The sequence below is a fragment of the Ruegeria sp. HKCCD6157 genome, assembly GCF_013110685.1.
Classification (GTDB): domain Bacteria; phylum Pseudomonadota; class Alphaproteobacteria; order Rhodobacterales; family Rhodobacteraceae; genus Ruegeria.
On record NZ_WVRB01000014.1, the window covers coordinates 1 to 17,071 of the forward strand.

Genomic DNA, 17,071 nt, shown 5'->3' on the forward strand with positions numbered 1-17,071 from the left:
GCATCTCACCAGCGCAAACAATTGCGATTGATGAAGATAATCCCGCTCAAAACCCGTGTGTCATCAACCCGGGGCTTGCCGTGCGACTTCGGGAAAAATGGGACAAGCTTCGCCATCTGCGCGTCGGTTCGTCAATAAAGATCGCTCTTGTCTCCGCTCCGTTCTGGGAGCCGTGAGTCACGCAGCGCAGCGAAAAATAATGCATCCTGAGCCTAGCTATGGGGTATAGTGATGCAGAACGGAATAGCGGGAAACATAGAAACGTATTTTAGATATGGTCAGAAAACATGAGTGTTCCGTGGCGCTCCAAGATTTTGGTTTTGGATTTCCCTCAGCGGCACCAGATAAATCCAAGTCAAACGGATTTCGGTCCTCGCAACGTCCGCTGCCCTGCCGACAGGCGCGCTAAGCGCGTTTCTCTCCGATCGAGGCGACACCCAGAACGTCCAGAACTTTCGCTTCGATATGCTCGGCATTCATGCCGGCCACCGCATACATGTCCGCGGGGCTGGCTTGATCGATGAAGATATCAGGCAAAACCATCGAGCGATATTTCAGCCCCCGATCAAATACACCTTCACCCGCCAAAAGTTGAGCGACATGGCTGCCAAAACCGCCAACGGCCCCTTCTTCTATGGTGATCAACGCCTCGTGGCGGGACACCAGATCCAGGATCAGGTCACGGTCAAGAGGTTTGGCAAAACGAGCGTCGGCAATCGTGGGCGTTATGCCTTTGGCTGAAAGAGATTCCGCCGCCTTCTGAACCTCTGCCAGACGTGTACCGAATGAAAGCAGAGCAACCCGCGCACCTTCCCGTATCACGCGGCCCTTGCCGATCTCCAGAACCTCACCGCGTTCGGGCAAGTCGACCCCGACACCTTCGCCGCGCGGATAGCGGAACGCTATGGGGCCTTCGTCATGCGCGGCGGCGGTCGCCACCATATGCATCAGCTCGGCCTCGTCAGCGGCAGCCATGACGACCATACCGGGCAGGTTGGCCAAATAGGCAATGTCGAACGATCCCGCGTGGGTGGCGCCGTCAGCCCCGACCAAACCTGCCCGGTCGATTGCAAAACGTACGGGCAGGCGCTGAATCGCCACGTCATGGACCACCTGGTCGTAACCACGCTGGAGAAAGGTCGAATACATTGCGCAAAACGGCTTCATTCCTCCTGCGGCAAGCGCAGCCGAAAACGTCACGCCGTGCTGTTCGGCAATCGCCACATCAAAGCAACGTGACGGATAGCGCTCGGCGAACAGGTTGAGGCCAGTTCCGTCGGGCATCGCAGCGGTCACGGCAACGATCTTGTCGTCACGCGCGGCCTCATCCACCAGCGCCTTGCCAAATACAGACGTGTAAGAGGGCGCGTTTGAAGGTGCCTTCTTTTGCTCCCCAGTAACCACATCGAACTTGGCCGTGGCATGGCCTTTGTCGCGGGCCTGTTCGGCGGGGGCATACCCCTTGCCTTTTTTCGTCAATACATGGATCAGAATCGGCCCGGTTGCCCTTGATTTGACCGTACGCAGAACAGGCAGCAGCTGGTCCATGTCATGGCCATCTATCGGGCCGAGATAGGAAAACCCAAGCTCTTCGAACAGCGTGCCGCCCACCGCCATGCCTTTCAGCATCTCTTTGGCGCGCTTGGCGCCCTCCCGGAACGGCTCGGGCAGCAATGAGACAGCGCCTTTTGCAGCGGCTTTCAGATCGTGAAACGGTTCTTCGGAATAGATGCGCGACAAATAGCTGGACAACGCACCAACTGGCGGCGCGATGCTCATCTCGTTGTCGTTCAGAATGACAATCAGACGCTTTTTCAGGTGGCCTGCATTGTTCATCGCCTCAAAGGCCATACCCGCAGACATCGAACCATCGCCGATCACCGCAATTGCGTCGCCCAGCCCTTCGGGCGTTACACCACCCAGATCCCGTGCGACTGCAAAACCCAAAGCAGCGCTGATCGACGTGCTGGAATGCGCAGCGCCAAATGGGTCATAGGGGCTTTCGCTGCGCTTGGTGAAACCACTGAGCCCACCTTTCATGCGCAATGTGCGGATGCGATCACGTCGTTCGGTCAGGATTTTGTGCGGATAACACTGATGACCCACATCCCAGATGATCTTGTCTCGGGGCGTATCAAACACGGCGTGCAAGGCGGTGGTCAGTTCAACAACCCCCAAGCCGGCCCCCAGATGCCCGCCGGTGACGGCAACCGCCGAAATTGTTTCGGCCCGCAACTCCTGTGCGACCTGGTGCAGTTGCGCGTCCGAGAACTGCTTGAGATCCGCAGGGCGGTTCACAAGATCCAGCAGGGGCGTATTGGGGCGGTCAGACATATGGCGCGTTCCTGGCTTAGCTGTCCCGGGCAATAACGAAGCGGGCGGCTTCCTTCAAGGTTTCCGCCTTCGGACCAAACCCGTCCAAAGCGGCGCAGGCCTGTTCCACCAGCTCACTTGCGCGGGCTTTGGCAGCAGGCAGACCCAAAAGCGAAACAAAAGTGGCTTTCCCTGCCTCTGTATCTTTTTGCAATCGCTTGCCCGCCTTTTGGGCATCGCCTTCAATATCAAGGATGTCATCTGCGATCTGAAAAGCAAGACCCATTGCCCGGGCATATCGGCGCAACGGGTCAGGATCGGATCGGGCCATAACGGCGCCAACGCAGGCAGACCACTCGATCAGGGCGCCTGTCTTTCCGGCCTGAAGACGCGTGATTTCGCCCAGCGACAGCGGTTCGGCGGCCGTTTCCGCGGCAATGTCCAGCGCCTGTCCCAGCACCATACCTTGTGCGCCGCTGGCTTTGGCCAGGGTCAGGGCAAGGTCTGCGCGAATGTCTGCGGACCCAACCTGCGAACAGGTGCAAAGTTCAAAAGCAAGCGTCTGAAGGGCATCCCCGGCGAGAACAGCCGTGCCCTCATCCCACTCTACGTGAACGGTGGGCCGCCCGCGGCGCAGGTCATCGTCATCCATGCAGGGCAGGTCGTCATGCACCAGGGAATAAGCGTGCAGCGCCTCTATGGCCGTAGCCGGCCAGATCGCCCGGTCTTCTTCAACATCATGCAGTCGGGCACTTTCCAATGCCAAAAATCCGCGCAACCGCTTTCCGCCTCGGGTGGCATATGCCATGGCCCGGGTGACATCCACGTCTGCAAAAGCGCCAAAAACCAGATCAAAATGGTTTTGAATGCTGGCAGCATCCTGCGCAAGTCTTTCGGGGAACATTCACATACCTTCGACAGGCGTCGTACCGGTCGGCTGCCCACTGGCGTCCAGAGTGATCGCTGCGACTTTTTCTTCCGCGCGCTTCAACTCGTCCTCGCACCGCTTTTTCAGCGCCGCGCCGCGCTCGTACAGCGCAATTGATTGATCCAGCGCGACGTCGCCACGTTCCAGCTGGCCGACTACGGCTTCAAGTTCTTTCATCGCCTGTTCGAATGTCATCTGGTCTACGGGGATCTCGGTCATCGGGCTGCCTTTATCAATTCTTCCACATGGGCGCGTGTGGCCTGGGCCAGTGCGTTCAGATCATACCCGCCTTCCAGAGTCGAGACGATACGACCGCCGCAAACCTCGTCGGCAATCCTGCACAGCTCGGCGGTGATCCAGGCGAAGTCATCAGTGGCCCAGTTCAGATTGGCCAGCGGGTCGTCCTGATGGGCGTCGAACCCTGCGGAAATGATAATCAGTTCCGGCCTGAAGGCCCGCAAGCGCGGAAAGGCCTTCGTTTCATAGGCGGTACGCATCTCGGCGCCACCACTGCCGGGCGCCAGAGGGATGTTGAGAACCGTATCATGAGCACCCGTTTCCTCGGGCCGGCCCGATCCGGGCCACAAAGGCATCTGCTGGCTGGTTATCACCAATGCCCGCGCTTCATCCCACAACAGGTCCTGGGTTCCATTGCCGTGATGCACGTCAAAGTCGACCACGGCCACACGTTTCAAACCGTGATGGTCCAGCGCGTGTTTCGCCGCCAATGCTGCATTTCCAAACAGGCAAAAGCCCATGGCCGTTTCGAATTCCGCGTGGTGCCCCGGCGGGCGAATGGCACAGAATGCGTTCGAGGCTTCACCGCTCAAAACCAGATCAACGGCCCGCACCACCGCACCCGCCGCGCGGTAAGCTGCGTCCACCGATCCCGGAGACAGGAACGTATCCCCGTCGATCTGTGCGAACCCGTCCGCAGGGCGCGCGGCCCGAATGTCGCGAACATAGCTCTCGGGGTGAATGCGCAGAAGATCGTCATCCGCAGCCAGCGGAGCCGTCACCCGCTTCAGCTCCAGCGCTTCCAATGCATGCAGAATATGCTCCAGCCGCGCCACCCGTTCCGGGTGCCCGTCAGGTGTCACATGGCCCAGACAATCGGCGTGGGTCAAAAGGGCGGTTGTCATTGGGATCCCATCTTCATCTGGCTACAAATATCCTCGCCGAAGGCCAAAAAACGCCGCGCAGCGGCATCTCAATCCGGCGCAAGCATATACCCTGCGCCCCGCACAGTCTGCAAATAGCGTGGCTGCTTGGGGTCCTGTTCGATTTTGCGTCGAAGGCGCGTGATCTGCACATCCACTGCGCGCTCCTGCGCCTGACCTTTGTCGCGCCCCAGATCCTCGACCAGCTTGGCGCGGCTGATCGGCTCTCCGGGCTGGGCCGAAAATATCTTCATCAACTGGCTTTCGGTTGCGGTCAGACGGACCGGGTCTTCGCCCTGCCACATCTCACCGCGTTCAATGTCATAGCGGATGGGCCCGAGGTTTAGGATCTTCGCGGTGGTTTCTTCTGCCGGTGTTTCCGGCATCCGGCGCAGGATCGCGTTGATCCGCAACAGCAGTTCTTTCGGCTCGAAGGGTTTTGCCAGGTAGTCATCCGCCCCAGCCTCGAGGCCCGCGATCCGGTGTTCCGTCTCGCCCTTTGCTGTCAGCAGCAGGATCGGCGTCGTATGCGTTTCCCGCAAAGCGCGGGTCAGACTGACACCATCCTCGCCCGGCATCATCACGTCCATGACGATCATGTCGAAATCCAACCCCGACAATACGCGCCGCGCGTGGGCCGCATCCCGTGCCGCAGTAACCAGAAACCCGTTTCGCATCAAAAACTTCTTGAGCAGATCACGAATGCGCTCGTCGTCGTCAACAATCAGCAGATGGGCATCCATATCGCTCATGTGGTCGTATCCCGAAGTTTCGTATAGGCATGACGCATATCAGCATCCATCATTGCTTCAAGCACTTTGCGAAAACCGGCCACGGCTTCGGGACCGGCATCCTTGTAAGCGGCGCGCATTCTTGCCCGCTGAGCATCCGACAACGTGGTTTCCAGCGACTGCCCCTTTTCTGTCAGAAATAGGTGGCGTTCTCGTTTGTCCACTGTACCCACGCGGCTTTCCACCAAACCATCCTCGATCAAGGTTCGCAAAACCCTGTTCAGAGACTGTTTTGTTACGCCAAGGATGGCCAACAAATTGTTGACCGTCGTGCCCGGCGCGCGGTTGATGAAGTGGATTGCCCGATGGTGGGCGCGGCCATAGGCCATCTCTGCGAGGATGCGGTCGGGATCAGCCGTAAAGCCACGATAGGCGAAGAACATGGCCTCGATCCCCTGCCTCAATTGCTCATCGGTCAAAAACAAAAGGCTCTCGCCCCCATAACGCGGGGCCGGGCGGATGTCGGACATATCATGCCTCATTCGTTACTACCGGGCCGAGTTTATGTCAGCGTTATTGACATTCCAAGAGTAGAGCGGTATCGAATTGCAGTTTTTGCGCAATATTATGTCCGCACCGGACCTAAATCGCGCAACAATCGAAAACTCAACCCGGTTCAGGAGGTTTCGCATGGCGGGGTATGATGATCGTGATGGCACCATTTGGATGGATGGCAAGCTGGTGCCCTGGCGTGAGGCCAATGTGCACATTCTGACCCACGCAATGCACTATGCGTCATCGGTATTCGAAGGCGAGCGCGCATACAACGGCAAGATCTTCAAAAGCCGCGAACATTCCCAGCGTCTGATCGCCTCGGCCGAAGCGCTGGACATGCCGATGCCTTATTCGGTTGATGAAATCGAAGCCGCCAAGGAAGAAGCGCTGAAAGCCAGCGGTTTGCAGGACGCGTATGTGCGGGCGCTGGTCTGGCGTGGCTCGGGCGAGGATATGGGCGTGGCCTCGGCCCGCAATCCGGTGCGCATGGCCGTCGCGGTCTGGCCTTGGGGCGCCTATTACGGCGATGCCAAGATGCAGGGTGCCAAGCTGGACATCGCCGAATGGAAACGCCCCAGCCCGGAAACCATCCCGGTTCACGCCAAGGCGGCGGGGCTCTACATGATTTGCACCATTTCCAAGCACAAGGCCGAGGCCAAAGGATGCTCGGACGCATTGTTCATGGACTGGCGCGGATATGTCGCCGAGGCCACCGGCGCAAACGTGTTTTTCGTCAAGGATGGCGAGGTGCATACCCCGCTGGCAGACTGCTTCCTGAACGGCATCACCCGCCAGACAGTGATCCAGATGCTGAAAGACAAGGGCATCACCGTGCATGAGCGCCGCATCAAGCCCGAAGAAATGGCTGACTTCGAACAGTGCTGGCTGACCGGCACCGCGGCCGAGGTCACGCCTGTCGGACAGATCGGCGAATATACATTCGAGGTTGGCGACCTGACCCGCCAAATCGCCGAAGATTACGAGAAACTGGTTCGCTCGTAAGATATTGCCCCCGCTTTGTCGGGGGCTTTTTGTTGCCAAACGTGCAATTTTTTGTGCAAACCGTTCGGCCATCTGGACGGATTGCACAAATTGCGTATCTTCGGCACATGTTGGACCTTCTCAGCGATATTCTCACCCGCCTTTCCTTGCGCGGCACGTTTTACTTCCGCACGTCATTCACTCCGCCCTTCGGAATTCAGGTGCCGGGGTTCGAAAACGTGGCGCGGTTTCATTTTGTACAGCGTGGTGAGCTCAAGGTTCATGTCTCGACCACGGGGGAAACCCTGCGGTTGAGGCAGGGGGATCTGATCCTGATCCCCCATGGGGCGCCGCACGCATTGCTCTGTGCCGAGGTCAAGCCGTTGGACGCATTGCCCCTGGAGCAGGTGCTGGAGCGCGCGGGCTACACGGGCGAAGGCGTGCTGGTCTATGGCGGTGATGACGAGGAACGGGATACACAGCTGATCTGCGGTCATTTCTCTTTTTCGGGCCCGGCCGGCCGAAACGGCACCGGGCATATGCTGATCGACCGCCTGCCGCCCTATATCCTGATCGAGAATTATGGCGAAGAGGCCGGATCGTGGATGGAAGCCACCCTGCGCATGATCGGGTCTGAGGTTTCAGGCGCAAGAATCGGTGGCGACCTGATCGCGCTGAAACTGTCCGAGGCCCTGTTCGCTCAGGCGATCCGGGCCTATCTGGAGCATCAGAGCCCGCAGGATTCCGCATTGGCAGGATTTGCTGATCAGCGCATCTCGCGGGCCTTGACCGCGTTCCATCAGGCCCCGGCCAAGGACTGGAGCGTCGCGTCTTTGGCACGTGTGGCGGGTATGTCGCGCACTGCCTTTGCTCAACTTTTTGCTGAAAAGATGGGTACTACGCCGATGCAGTACCTCACGGATTGGCGGATGCAGATCGCGTGCCACGGCCTGACCGAGGCACGATGGAACGTGGCAGATGCAGCGGCCGAGGTCGGGTATGCCTCGGAGGCGGCTTTCTCACGCGTGTTCAAGAAACAGGTTGGGCTGTCACCGGCTGCGTACCGAGCGATGCATTGATCCCCCAGGTTTTCTGAACGATCTGCATAGTATCAGAGACGATCAGGAATTCAGCGTTCGGCTTGGGCGTCCTACCTTCCCTTTATCATTGATTGAGAAAAGGAAGATCTCATGTCCCTGCGTTTCGTTACCCGCTCTGTCCATGCTTACCTCGACTACCCTGTCGCCATTGCCCTCATGACGTTGCCGTTCCTGTTGGGATTGGGCCAATCCAACCCCCTGGCCCTGTGGCTGTCGGTTGTCACCGGTGTTGCCGCGTTTGTTCTGACGGTACTGACGGATCACCACCTTGGGATTTGGCGGGTCCTTCCCTACAAGTTCCATCTGGCCGTAGACTTGATTGTCGGCATCACCTTCCTGTTTGCACCCAGCGTTTTGGGGTTCTCAGGACTGGATGCGGTGTTTTACTGGTTGAACGGTGCGGCCGTGGTACTTGTCATCTCGCTCAGCGCGCCCGAGCAGGAAGTCGCTGCATGAAACCGCTGACTACGGCTATCCCAGTTTCACTGTAATGCTTCAAGTCCGGGCCGCTGGGATCACTAACCGGCGGCTCGTTTTTGAAAAAAGGTCTGGCTTCAAGGGTATGCTCTCACCGTCTCAACAGGCCATCCGGCTGCGGCTCGCAGCTGCCTCCGAGCGGTCCGTTGTTTCAGCTGACCCAGGTTCGTCCCATTCCAGTCACTGATTGAACCCGCACTGACCTTGGGACGTTTCACCGAGAAGACAGGGTTTTCAGCCTTTGATGAGCCGCTCGGACGAGTGTGAAGTCACAGGTTTGTCGTGGACTTTCAGCAGCCAATACGGTTGGATTTCGCCATTTCCCTTGATATTGATAACCTCTCGTCTCTCGCAGTCCACATATTCGGCTATCTCGTCTCTTACTTCGGGTGAGATTTGAACGCGCCCGGGCTCTCCGGTGCTTTCCATTCTTGAAGCGATGTTGACTGTATCACCCCAAACGTCAAAAAACGGTTTGTCGCCGCCGATTACACCTGCGATTACCGGGCCTTTGTGAATTCCGACCCGCAGGGACACCTTTGGATGCAGTTTGTCTGTCACCCGCTCGACCGTCGCAATCATATCAATCGCCAACGCCGCCATGCGAACAGAATCCGGTTGCCTCTCTTTGACCGAGGGGTCCAGGCCACCTGCAACCATGTAACTGTCACCGATGGTTTTGATTTTCTCCAGCTTGTAGCTCAAAACCAGTTCATCGAATGCCGAGAACACGGAGCCCAGCAATTTGACCGTCGCCCTTGCCCCATTGGCGGCCGCGAATTCAGAAAATCCAGACAAATCAGAAAACAGAATTGTGGCGTCATCAATTCTTTCAGCAATTAGCCTGTCCGGATGTGCTTTGATGCGCTTGGCAATACGTGAAGGCAGCAGAACATTTATCAACCGCTCGGAAACAGCAAATTCCTTTTCCAAAGCGTCTTCGTAACGATCTATTGCGGCATTTGCAGAATAGGAGGTGAAAAAAAGCGCCGAGACGATTCCCAAAATCAGCACAATGAAAATAACATCCTGAGGTTGCCTTACAAATCCGTCCCGATATGACTGCGCAATAATATCCCAAATCGTTTCGCCGGGCGGTATGTGCAAGGGAACGACAAGCGATATGTAAATAAACAAAGCTGCGCTGAGGATCGTTATCAAAGTGATCCAGCGCCAATATGCGGCCCCTAGAAAATAAAAAAGCAAGGGCGGGCCGACAAGCAAGACCAGATGATCTTCACCGTTTTTGCCGACGCTGATGTCATGGGCCAGAAACAGGAACAACCACACTGTAAAATAAGCGACTTTGACCTCAAGGCCGAAGCGGTCCAGCGTCATCGTCAAAAGCGCCGCGAAGCCAAGACCAAAGTTTACCCATGCGAGATATCTCCAGTCTGGCCCAAGTTGGAACTGGTAGAAAGCTGTGAAACCGAACCCAAGCGACGCAATAAAGGCAGCAACGTTAACAACCTGCATCTTTCGTCTTATTTTTCCATCGTCGATCGGATTTTCAGAGTCCACAATGTGTTTCAGCAAAGCATCGCCCCCGCGCCAACTCTATGCGAAATATCCCCCAAATCCCCATCTTAGTCGATAAGCCCCAGGTTGTTTGTTCAGAAGCTACTTTCGCGTCGCGACGCCAACACAGCCTGAACCGCTTTTGGCCTCGCGCCCGCAAACGGGTGCCGTACTGCCCTGAAAACAGGCCATTGGATCAAGTTGGCAACAGCAATTCAGGTGGTGCAGTTTTCAGGGCCTCCAGTTTGCTCTGAATGATTTTCGGTGATTTCTGTTCCAGATAGTAAGCAATGGTTTCCACGCGAATTCGAACAGATCCGGCAGGTTTCGTCTCATCGAGATCCTGAAACACGAAGAAAAGCGTTCCAAGCGCTTCGGTAATTTCCTGGACTGGTGAATATGTCGGCTGGTCCATTCCGCATTCATAGCTGGAAAACCTGATTGAACAGGTTATCCACGGCATAATAGATCCATAGCGTGCAGCCCACAGAAGTTCGTTTGTGTTTGCACTGTGGGATGTTTTCCAAATATCCGAAATGTCAAAAGGGCTTTGAATTCGGCCAGCTTTGATCAGATCGCCGTATAACCAATCCAGTATCTCTGCGTCCAATGGCAGGTACTGACCCCAGAGGATCGGATAACCAAAGGCCTGCAACTCACTTTCAATGGCGTGGCCAATTCCGGTGTCCATGTGGTACGGGCGGCCCAAGGCCAGGATGCAAGGTCGATGTTGTGTGGCGCATTCGGACAGTACCGCCAGACTTTGCCGCCGCAGACTCTGATCAAACTCTTGAAGGGCGTCATAAGCTTTGGCAACCGCAGCGCGCAGTTCAGACAAGCGCAAGTCGGTGATTACACCCTTCAGGGCATCGTACAACTGCCGGGTCGCAATTTGTGGGTCTGCCAAGGACACGGCCGGCGAAAGATAATGTACGCCCAGTTCCTTGAACACGTCCTTTTCCCGCCGAAATCCGGCTCGTGTACTTTCGGGGCCGGCAATGACGCGTGGGCAGGCCATGTTTTCCCGGACATGGCCCCGCAAAAAGGATGGGACAGTCAGGATTATGGGAACGAACAGGATATCAATTGGGCGCTTTTGCCCGTCCAGCAATTCACCATAATGGCCGGACATGCACTTGACGGGGTAACAGCAATCAACAGCACCACGCCCTTTTCCGAATTTCAGCTGCTGTGCTTCCGATGTGTCCGACGAATAGACGATATTGCGGCGATTGATTCCCAGTTCAACAAACAATGTCGTCCAAAACCTGTGCGTCGACCACTGGTTCAGGACCCGAGGGATGCCGATCCGAAAATCCCGCTTGGGCGGTTTGGACTTAGCGAAAGGCGCCTTCGCGAACGCTTTCTGCAATATTCGGATTGGCATTCGCTTCCTCGTCGATTTGCTTTTTTCGCGCTTTCATCTCGGCTGCGTCTTCAATCAACCCTTTCGAGCAAGAATTGCCGGTAATCACCCGCTCCCACCCTTCCGCCAGAGGAACCTTGCTGTTTGCCCGGCCACGACCGCCGGGGATCTGAACATCCACAAAGGCCCGGCTACAGTTCATCGCACACCACTTGCAGGTGGTTTTGCTGTTGGTTGTACTGACATATTCCAACTCTTCGACGCGGTCGTGCCCGACGAAGCGGGACGTTTGCCCGGTGTTCACATGTTCGAGCGCAAGAAGGGCGGCGCCCAAAGCGCCAGCCTCGCCAGCATGAGGGTGCACGGTAATTTCCGCGTCAGGAATTTTACCCCTGATGAAATCGATCTGGGCTTTGACGACCGCCAGGTTTCGATGTGTTCCACCTTGCAGGACAAACTTCCTGCCGATGGCCTTTAGGTTCTGAAACTGCCCGGCATAGACCCAAACATTCAGGGGCAGGACCGCAGCAAGGCTTGCCATGATTTCTTCTGCCGCCCACCCTTTACGTTGCTGGTTCACGATGTCGGACTGAAGGAACACGCCGCACCCCATCATCAGTTTCGGCATCCGCTTGGCGCTGAAGGCTTTTTCGGCATAGTCCTCCAGCCGGACATCATAGCGTTCGGCAACGCCTTGAAGAAACGCCCCATTGCCGGAAGAACATTGGGAATTGAGCCGAAAATCGACGACCGCTTTCTGCCGCAACAGCATGATTTTGACATCGGTCCCACCGACATCGCATATCGCGTCTGCATCGGGATGTATGTGCATGGCAGCAGCCGCATGTGCGACAGTCTCAACCACTGGCACGTCCGCCCCCAAAATATCCTTCAGCAGATCTTTCCCGTACCCCGTCAGGCCAAGAGCGCCGATATCCTCGATCCCTGCGTCACGCAACTTGCGGAAAACGGACTTGGCATCTTCGATCGGGTTTCCCTGACTGTGCTGATAGACCGAAGCCTTGATTTCAGCGTCGCGGTCCAACGCCACCGCCTTGACCGTAGTGCTGCCGAAATCGCACCCGACATAGTATGCCTCGGCCGCAACGGGGTGGGGCATCTGGATCACGTGTTGCGTAAAATCCTCCAGGAACCGTACGAGTTCACCGTTCCGGGCCAAGGCCTCTTGCCCGGTCTTGGCCTTTTCACCGTGTTGGCCCGTTTCCACCCACCATTTCAGGCCATCCGTGCCGGAATAGGCCCTGGATACATTTTGTTCCCGACGAGAGATCTCGACGCAGCCAAGGCTTGCATAGTACAAGGCATCGCCGGGAACCAGGATAGCATCGGTGACGCTCTGTCCTGCTTCCAATACGACATTGCGCTCGTCCCAGAGCGCGGCCAAATGGCTTGCCCATGCCTGCTGAAGACCTTGAAAGAACATGTTCGGTCCGCCCAGCAAAAGCACTGATGGTGTGGGGGTGTTGCCTTTTGTCAAAGTCGCCAGGTTCTGCCGCACGACCGCGTCAAACAAGCTTGCGATGATTTCGGTCTTGGGAACTCCGGCCTTGACCAGACTGTTTGCGTCAGTCTCTGCAAAGATCCCGCATTTAGCGCTGATCCGATGAAGGGTTTGACCATCGAATGGCAGAGTGGTCAGCTCGTCCGGGGAAATGTTCAGTTTTCGTGCGGATTTTTCGATAAATGTGCCCGTACCGCCACTGCAGGCTGATTGCATATAGACCTGCTTGGCCTTGCCTGCGGAGGTTGGCGTGAAGAACAACGTCTTCATGTCTTCACCGCCAATTTCAGACACGAAATGCACATCCGGATGCAACGCTTCGACAGCGGCGGCGACGGCGACAACTTCCTGGATTTGCCGCGCGTTCACATGATCTGCCAGTGTCCCAGCCCCGGATCCTGTAAACGTGACAACATCGCGACCGGCGGTCAGGCCGGCCTCCAGCTCCATCTGCGACAGCAGTTCAAGGGTTTTCTCGGCCTGGCGTGTTTTGTGACGACCATAGGCTTTCCAGATGACTTCGCCATCTTCTACCACGACGCCTTTTACAGTTGTCGATCCAATATCTACCCCAGCGAATTTCACAACGTGGCATTTCCCAGCTCAAGCACGACATTGGATGCCGTACCCACGGCGCCGCGATGGGGAACTTTCCAAAATGGCGTGTTGACCTTGGGATGCTCTTTGGCGCGCTTTCTGGCCTCGTCCGCAGTCAACCCGGCGGCGGCAAGAGCAGATTCAAATTCCTCCTGCGCGCGGATCTTGGCGTCTGCCAGCACCATCTGGCACCGCGACAAAGCATGTACGTCGCTGTCCCCTTTTACCTCGATTGGGGCATACAGCATGTCGGGATACCGGCCCTGTACGGCCGCCATTGCGCCGATGCTCATAGTGTTTGGAAGGCAGCCATAGGGCGACAGCTCGCAAATCATATGTGCCTTTCGCTGGGTATGCGCCCAGATCGCCTTGGCGATCAGCAAATCACCCTCACCCCCGTTGATCATGTTGTCAAAAAAAGGAGCCGCCAGTTTCCGCAGCTTGTCCTGATCGGGCATCGGACGGGGAACGCCCCCAAGCATCCGGCGCATCTGATCGTATTTGAACCTGAAAAAGCGCTGCCCAAGTTTCAACAGAGCATAGTTCTGACGCGCTTTGTCTTTTATCCCGAAGCCCAGCTTGAGCTTTTGTCCGCCATACCGCATCAGGTAATCGAACCATACGACCATCGGTGCCGGCTGAACTTCGGCGCCTTCGCCTTCAAGCCATTTGTGCATATTGTAGTTCTGCACCCCTTCGGCGGTGGCCAGATAGAACTCGCCGGTGATCTTGACCATCGGCTTGACCCTCAATCGATCAAGCTGGATGTCTTCAAAATGACCGCGCGCACGCCTCATGGCCTTCAGAAAGCGTCTGGTCGTCGAATGCCACAGGACTGATCTCCATTTCGGCATTTGCTTCGGCCTGCTCAGCATGGCGTCGTATATCTCGGAAACCGCCATCTGCGCCGCCCGGTTGGTCGCGCCTTGCTCCAGCTCATAGGGCCGCAGCTGGTATTCCAGATCCTGAATGGCATCCGCTGCCATCATGCCCAAGGCCGTGCTCAGCAGCAGGTGAATATCAGTCTGCAAACCGGCGTCTTTGCCTTTCGACTGATCGATTTCATGCTGTTGAACCAGAAACATCCTGAACGCCTCGAGCCCCAGGTTCTTCAGCGCAAGCTCATAGCTTTGGTGATATTGACCGAAACGGCAGGCCCCGCAGGCCCCGGCGGTCACATAAACATATTTTTCGGCCACTTCGTCAGCACCGATAGCCTCGGCTTCGTTTCTGAGAAAACTCGACAAGTTGCCCGTTGTGAAGGCGGTGGGGCAGCACTGTCCGACATCCGCCAGTTCACGTCCCAGGTACAAGTCTTCAACTGTCACATCAGGCAGGCGCTGCGCATTGTAACCCGCACTTTTGAACAGGCCTTCCAGCAGTTTTTCGGCGCGCCATGTGACCCCACCAAACAACAAGGTGACATCCTTGCGCTGATCCGCAGTAAAAGGACGAGGTTCGTAAGCCCTATAGGACTCTTCCAAAATACGACTCATAAAAATACCCCCCAACCAACATAACATGTATTTACAATGCACAATATAATATTCCTGAACCGCCCCCTGCACCGGGAATCCGCTTGAAACAGGGCCATCGGAAATTCAGGTTGTCTTGGGCGCCGGTCAGGCACTCTCAGCCTGAAAACCCATCAAATACCCAAGAATTTTTTTGCATTCCCTTCAAAAAAGTTTGGTGCGCAAGGACTGATCTGTGGATCGCTGAAGAACGTGTCAAATTCGATCAGGTATTCACGGGTTCTGCCGACCATCAGGGGCATCGCCCAATCCGTTCCAAAACACACTTTGTCCCGGAAATGGTGCGGTGCGTTCTTGGTTCTCTTGCCCATTAGTACTGATTTTAGCCGCTGGAATATCTTTGTCTTAAGCTTTGGATCCATAATTCCCAAAATATGACCCAAGCCAAGATAGACATTGTCGAAATCCTCAACCAGGCGAATAGCACGATAGGCAAATGTTTGCTTGAAATGGGTGTTGTCTGCTGCCCATCCCATCCAATCTACTTCTTTTGCGCCACCACCATGAGCCAGGAACAACCAAAGGTTGCGGGCATTGTGGGTCTCCATCGCGTGCTTCCATAACGCTGGATCGGAGTAGATGCCGTATCCTTCCTCCACCTGAAACCCCATCGGGTTGCAATGGGCAAACAAACGCAGGTTGTGGCTGGAGAAATGGCGAATGATGTCACCCATCTTGGCCTGTGCCATCGGGTAGGGCGCAGGGTTCGATGCTTTTTCTCTGTACTTGTCCAGACTTCGCCCAGAGGCGACTGGGGTCTGGTAGCCGCGCATATCGATCGGGCGGATCCCCAAGGGCGGATAGATTTTGTAGCCCGTTATTCCGAGTGCAACGCCTGAATCGACGATCTGTTTCCAGTTCCCGCCTCGAAACGGGTCAACCGCACCAAAATTGATCAATTCATTCGGGTTCTCAGCCGCGAGCAACTGCATCCGGTCCATTTGTTCGGTGAAGTCAAAATACGGCGGTAAGAACCCAAGCATCCCAGGCTTCTTGAGTTTTTCGAAGGCGCGGTGCATATCCAGCAGGACGCCCACGAAAAGGCTGGCTTCCGGGTCACTCGGCTGACCATTCTTCTTGAAATCCCTCTTGAGCGCTTTGAAACGGTTTCGCTCGGACAAGGTCATGATGACAATAAATTCAAGCAACTGAAAGATGCTACCGATTTGATCGGTTGGAATGCCTGCGGCACGAAAGCCTGCATCAGAGCCAGGTTTATACAACCCACCTGAGCGCATGTGTTCAGCTTCATGAAAGAAATCGCTTTCTGCCGCTTTTTGACCAGCGACCCTGAAGGCCTCGGCCATAAACCGATCCAGCAAATCAGGGTCCGTGCCACTGTCTCCAAAAGCGGACCTGTCAGAAATTCTGTCACCGCCCACAAGCTGAACACCTATTGGGAGGTCGCCCGCCCTTGAATAATTGATATCATGGTCAATATCGTTCAGGGCTCGGATCAGCTCCTCTATGTCCTTCCAATCCCGGTGGCTGGGGTTGGGTGTCGATTGAAACTCTCTAATCTTCTCACGAACCGGATGTGCAATGGCCCGCATAAGCTGGTCGACATCGTGATTGAGCAATGCGTCGATCAAATCATCCTGATCAGGTTCTTCCGTCGCGGGTCTGCTGAAGTCGCTCATGCGGGTCACACGAACCGCCAGAACGGCCAATCCAAGCGAAAGCCAATACTTTGAAAAGAACAAGTAGAAGATACTGTGCAACGGCAAATAACGCGCCGTGAACAGGTGGGTGTGCATGTCAATAAAGGTGTTTTTTCCAGTCATATTTTTGGCTCCACGAAATAAATTTCAGCCGAGAATTTTCTGTATTCGTATGACTTTGCTGTCAAAAACCGGAAATGGCTTTTGACCTTAATCTGCTGAGTTTAAGGTTTTTCGAAAAATTTTGCAATTTTTGAGCCCGGCAAGCCGCTTCGCCGAGACCGAGTTGAGCAGTGATTTCTACTGTTAGTTCATGTGAGTTGGAAGCAAAGTTCTTTAACACCGAAAGTCGAATGAAGTTAAATCCGTCGCTTAGAGCCTTGTTTCCGCTCGGTGGGCAGGTCCAAATAGGAATTGACTCATCGATGCCTACCAACCGTTCAACCAATTAGAATCTATTAGCCAATTGAGGATTAGTTTCGGGTCAAACGGTCTAAGGGACTGTTGGTGGATCCAACGGTGGCTTTAAGAATTAGGTACGGGAGCAGGATTTGAACCTGCGACCTTCAGGTAACCTGCGACCTTCAGGTTATGAGCCTAACGAGGTTTGATCGTTTAGCAAACAGT

Annotated in this window: 14 protein-coding genes and 1 pseudogene; 3 read left to right on the forward strand and 12 right to left on the reverse strand. The window is 55.7% G+C overall.

Annotation, left to right across the window (positions count from 1 at the left end):
• Positions 1 to 8 precede the first annotated feature (8 nt).
• The 7 genes and pseudogenes from GS612_RS20160 to GS612_RS20190 all read right to left on the reverse strand — a co-directional run.
• A pseudogene (locus tag GS612_RS20160) lies at positions 9 to 116 on the reverse strand (IS5/IS1182 family transposase); the annotation flags it as partial.
• A gap of 289 nt (positions 117 to 405) precedes the next feature.
• The gene (gene dxs / locus GS612_RS20165) at positions 406 to 2,334 is read right to left on the reverse strand and encodes a 1-deoxy-D-xylulose-5-phosphate synthase (protein WP_171642729.1); all 1,929 of its coding nucleotides are present in this window, start codon (positions 2,332 to 2,334) and stop codon (positions 406 to 408) included.
• 16 nt (positions 2,335 to 2,350) lie between these two features.
• Complete coding sequence (locus tag GS612_RS20170) at positions 2,351 to 3,217, reverse strand: polyprenyl synthetase family protein (protein WP_171642730.1); 867 nt, start codon at positions 3,215 to 3,217, stop codon at positions 2,351 to 2,353.
• The gene (locus GS612_RS20175) at positions 3,218 to 3,460 is read right to left on the reverse strand and encodes an exodeoxyribonuclease VII small subunit (protein ID WP_170347569.1); all 243 of its coding nucleotides are present in this window, start codon (positions 3,458 to 3,460) and stop codon (positions 3,218 to 3,220) included.
• Entirely contained in the window at positions 3,457 to 4,383 is a 927-nt protein-coding gene (locus GS612_RS20180; RefSeq protein ID WP_171642732.1) for a histone deacetylase family protein, read from the reverse strand. The genes GS612_RS20175 and GS612_RS20180 overlap by 4 nt, the downstream gene beginning before the upstream one ends.
• A 68-nt stretch (positions 4,384 to 4,451) precedes the next feature.
• On the reverse strand, positions 4,452 to 5,153 hold the full coding sequence (locus tag GS612_RS20185) for a response regulator (RefSeq protein ID WP_152459691.1): 702 nt from the start codon (positions 5,151 to 5,153) through the stop codon (positions 4,452 to 4,454).
• Positions 5,150 to 5,662, reverse strand: a complete 513-nt coding sequence (locus tag GS612_RS20190) for a MarR family winged helix-turn-helix transcriptional regulator (RefSeq protein WP_152459690.1) — start codon at positions 5,660 to 5,662, stop codon at positions 5,150 to 5,152. The genes GS612_RS20185 and GS612_RS20190 overlap by 4 nt, the downstream gene beginning before the upstream one ends.
• A 160-nt stretch (positions 5,663 to 5,822) precedes the next feature.
• On the opposite strand from GS612_RS20190, the gene GS612_RS20195 reads away from it, so the two are divergent.
• From GS612_RS20195 to GS612_RS20205, 3 genes are all read left to right on the forward strand, one after another.
• A complete protein-coding gene (locus GS612_RS20195; protein WP_171642734.1) occupies positions 5,823 to 6,689 on the forward strand; it encodes a branched-chain amino acid aminotransferase in 867 nt (288 codons plus the stop codon).
• Positions 6,690 to 6,796: 107 nt separating this feature from the next.
• Positions 6,797 to 7,747: an AraC family transcriptional regulator gene (locus GS612_RS20200; protein ID WP_171642736.1), complete on the forward strand. Its 951-nt coding sequence runs from the start codon at positions 6,797 to 6,799 to the stop codon at positions 7,745 to 7,747.
• A 111-nt stretch (positions 7,748 to 7,858) separates the two neighbouring features.
• Positions 7,859 to 8,224: a hypothetical protein gene (locus GS612_RS20205; protein WP_152459687.1), complete on the forward strand. Its 366-nt coding sequence runs from the start codon at positions 7,859 to 7,861 to the stop codon at positions 8,222 to 8,224.
• A 255-nt stretch (positions 8,225 to 8,479) separates the two neighbouring features.
• On the opposite strand, the gene GS612_RS20210 is transcribed toward GS612_RS20205, so the two are convergent.
• The 5 genes from GS612_RS20210 to GS612_RS20230 form a co-directional block, all read right to left on the reverse strand.
• Complete coding sequence (locus GS612_RS20210) at positions 8,480 to 9,781, reverse strand: adenylate/guanylate cyclase domain-containing protein (protein WP_171642738.1); 1,302 nt, start codon at positions 9,779 to 9,781, stop codon at positions 8,480 to 8,482.
• 178 nt (positions 9,782 to 9,959) lie between these two features.
• On the reverse strand, positions 9,960 to 11,150 hold the full coding sequence (locus tag GS612_RS20215) for an acyl-CoA dehydratase activase-related protein (protein WP_171642741.1): 1,191 nt from the start codon (positions 11,148 to 11,150) through the stop codon (positions 9,960 to 9,962).
• Positions 11,101 to 13,236 (reverse strand): BadF/BadG/BcrA/BcrD ATPase family protein, encoded by a 2,136-nt coding sequence (locus GS612_RS20775; RefSeq protein ID WP_171642743.1) that lies wholly within the window; start codon positions 13,234 to 13,236, stop codon positions 11,101 to 11,103. The genes GS612_RS20215 and GS612_RS20775 overlap by 50 nt, the downstream gene beginning before the upstream one ends.
• On the reverse strand, positions 13,233 to 14,744 hold the full coding sequence (locus GS612_RS20225) for a hypothetical protein (protein ID WP_171642745.1): 1,512 nt from the start codon (positions 14,742 to 14,744) through the stop codon (positions 13,233 to 13,235). The genes GS612_RS20775 and GS612_RS20225 overlap by 4 nt, the downstream gene beginning before the upstream one ends.
• A gap of 152 nt (positions 14,745 to 14,896) precedes the next feature.
• Positions 14,897 to 16,567, reverse strand: coding sequence for a hypothetical protein (locus tag GS612_RS20230; protein WP_171642747.1), 1,671 nt, complete (start codon positions 16,565 to 16,567; stop codon positions 14,897 to 14,899).
• Positions 16,568 to 17,071: the final 504 nt, after the last annotated feature.

What these genes read in the sequence shown, in the direction of transcription:
- GS612_RS20170 (WP_171642730.1), bottom strand. Translation starts at nt 3,217, where the DNA reads ATGTTCCCCGAAAGACTTGCGCAGGATGCTGCCAGCATTCAAAACCAT.
- GS612_RS20225 (WP_171642745.1), bottom strand. Translation starts at nt 14,744, where the DNA reads ATGAGTCGTATTTTGGAAGAGTCCTATAGGGCTTACGAACCTCGTCCT.
- GS612_RS20205 (WP_152459687.1), top strand. Translation starts at nt 7,859, where the DNA reads ATGTCCCTGCGTTTCGTTACCCGCTCTGTCCATGCTTACCTCGACTAC.
- GS612_RS20200 (WP_171642736.1), top strand. Translation starts at nt 6,797, where the DNA reads ATGTTGGACCTTCTCAGCGATATTCTCACCCGCCTTTCCTTGCGCGGC.
- GS612_RS20175 (WP_170347569.1), bottom strand. Translation starts at nt 3,460, where the DNA reads ATGACCGAGATCCCCGTAGACCAGATGACATTCGAACAGGCGATGAAA.
- GS612_RS20230 (WP_171642747.1), bottom strand. Translation starts at nt 16,567, where the DNA reads ATGACTGGAAAAAACACCTTTATTGACATGCACACCCACCTGTTCACG.
- GS612_RS20215 (WP_171642741.1), bottom strand. Translation starts at nt 11,150, where the DNA reads ATGCCAATCCGAATATTGCAGAAAGCGTTCGCGAAGGCGCCTTTCGCT.
- dxs (WP_171642729.1), bottom strand. Translation starts at nt 2,334, where the DNA reads ATGTCTGACCGCCCCAATACGCCCCTGCTGGATCTTGTGAACCGCCCT.
- GS612_RS20195 (WP_171642734.1), top strand. Translation starts at nt 5,823, where the DNA reads ATGGCGGGGTATGATGATCGTGATGGCACCATTTGGATGGATGGCAAG.
- GS612_RS20185 (WP_152459691.1), bottom strand. Translation starts at nt 5,153, where the DNA reads ATGAGCGATATGGATGCCCATCTGCTGATTGTTGACGACGACGAGCGC.
- GS612_RS20190 (WP_152459690.1), bottom strand. Translation starts at nt 5,662, where the DNA reads ATGTCCGACATCCGCCCGGCCCCGCGTTATGGGGGCGAGAGCCTTTTG.
- GS612_RS20180 (WP_171642732.1), bottom strand. Translation starts at nt 4,383, where the DNA reads ATGACAACCGCCCTTTTGACCCACGCCGATTGTCTGGGCCATGTGACA.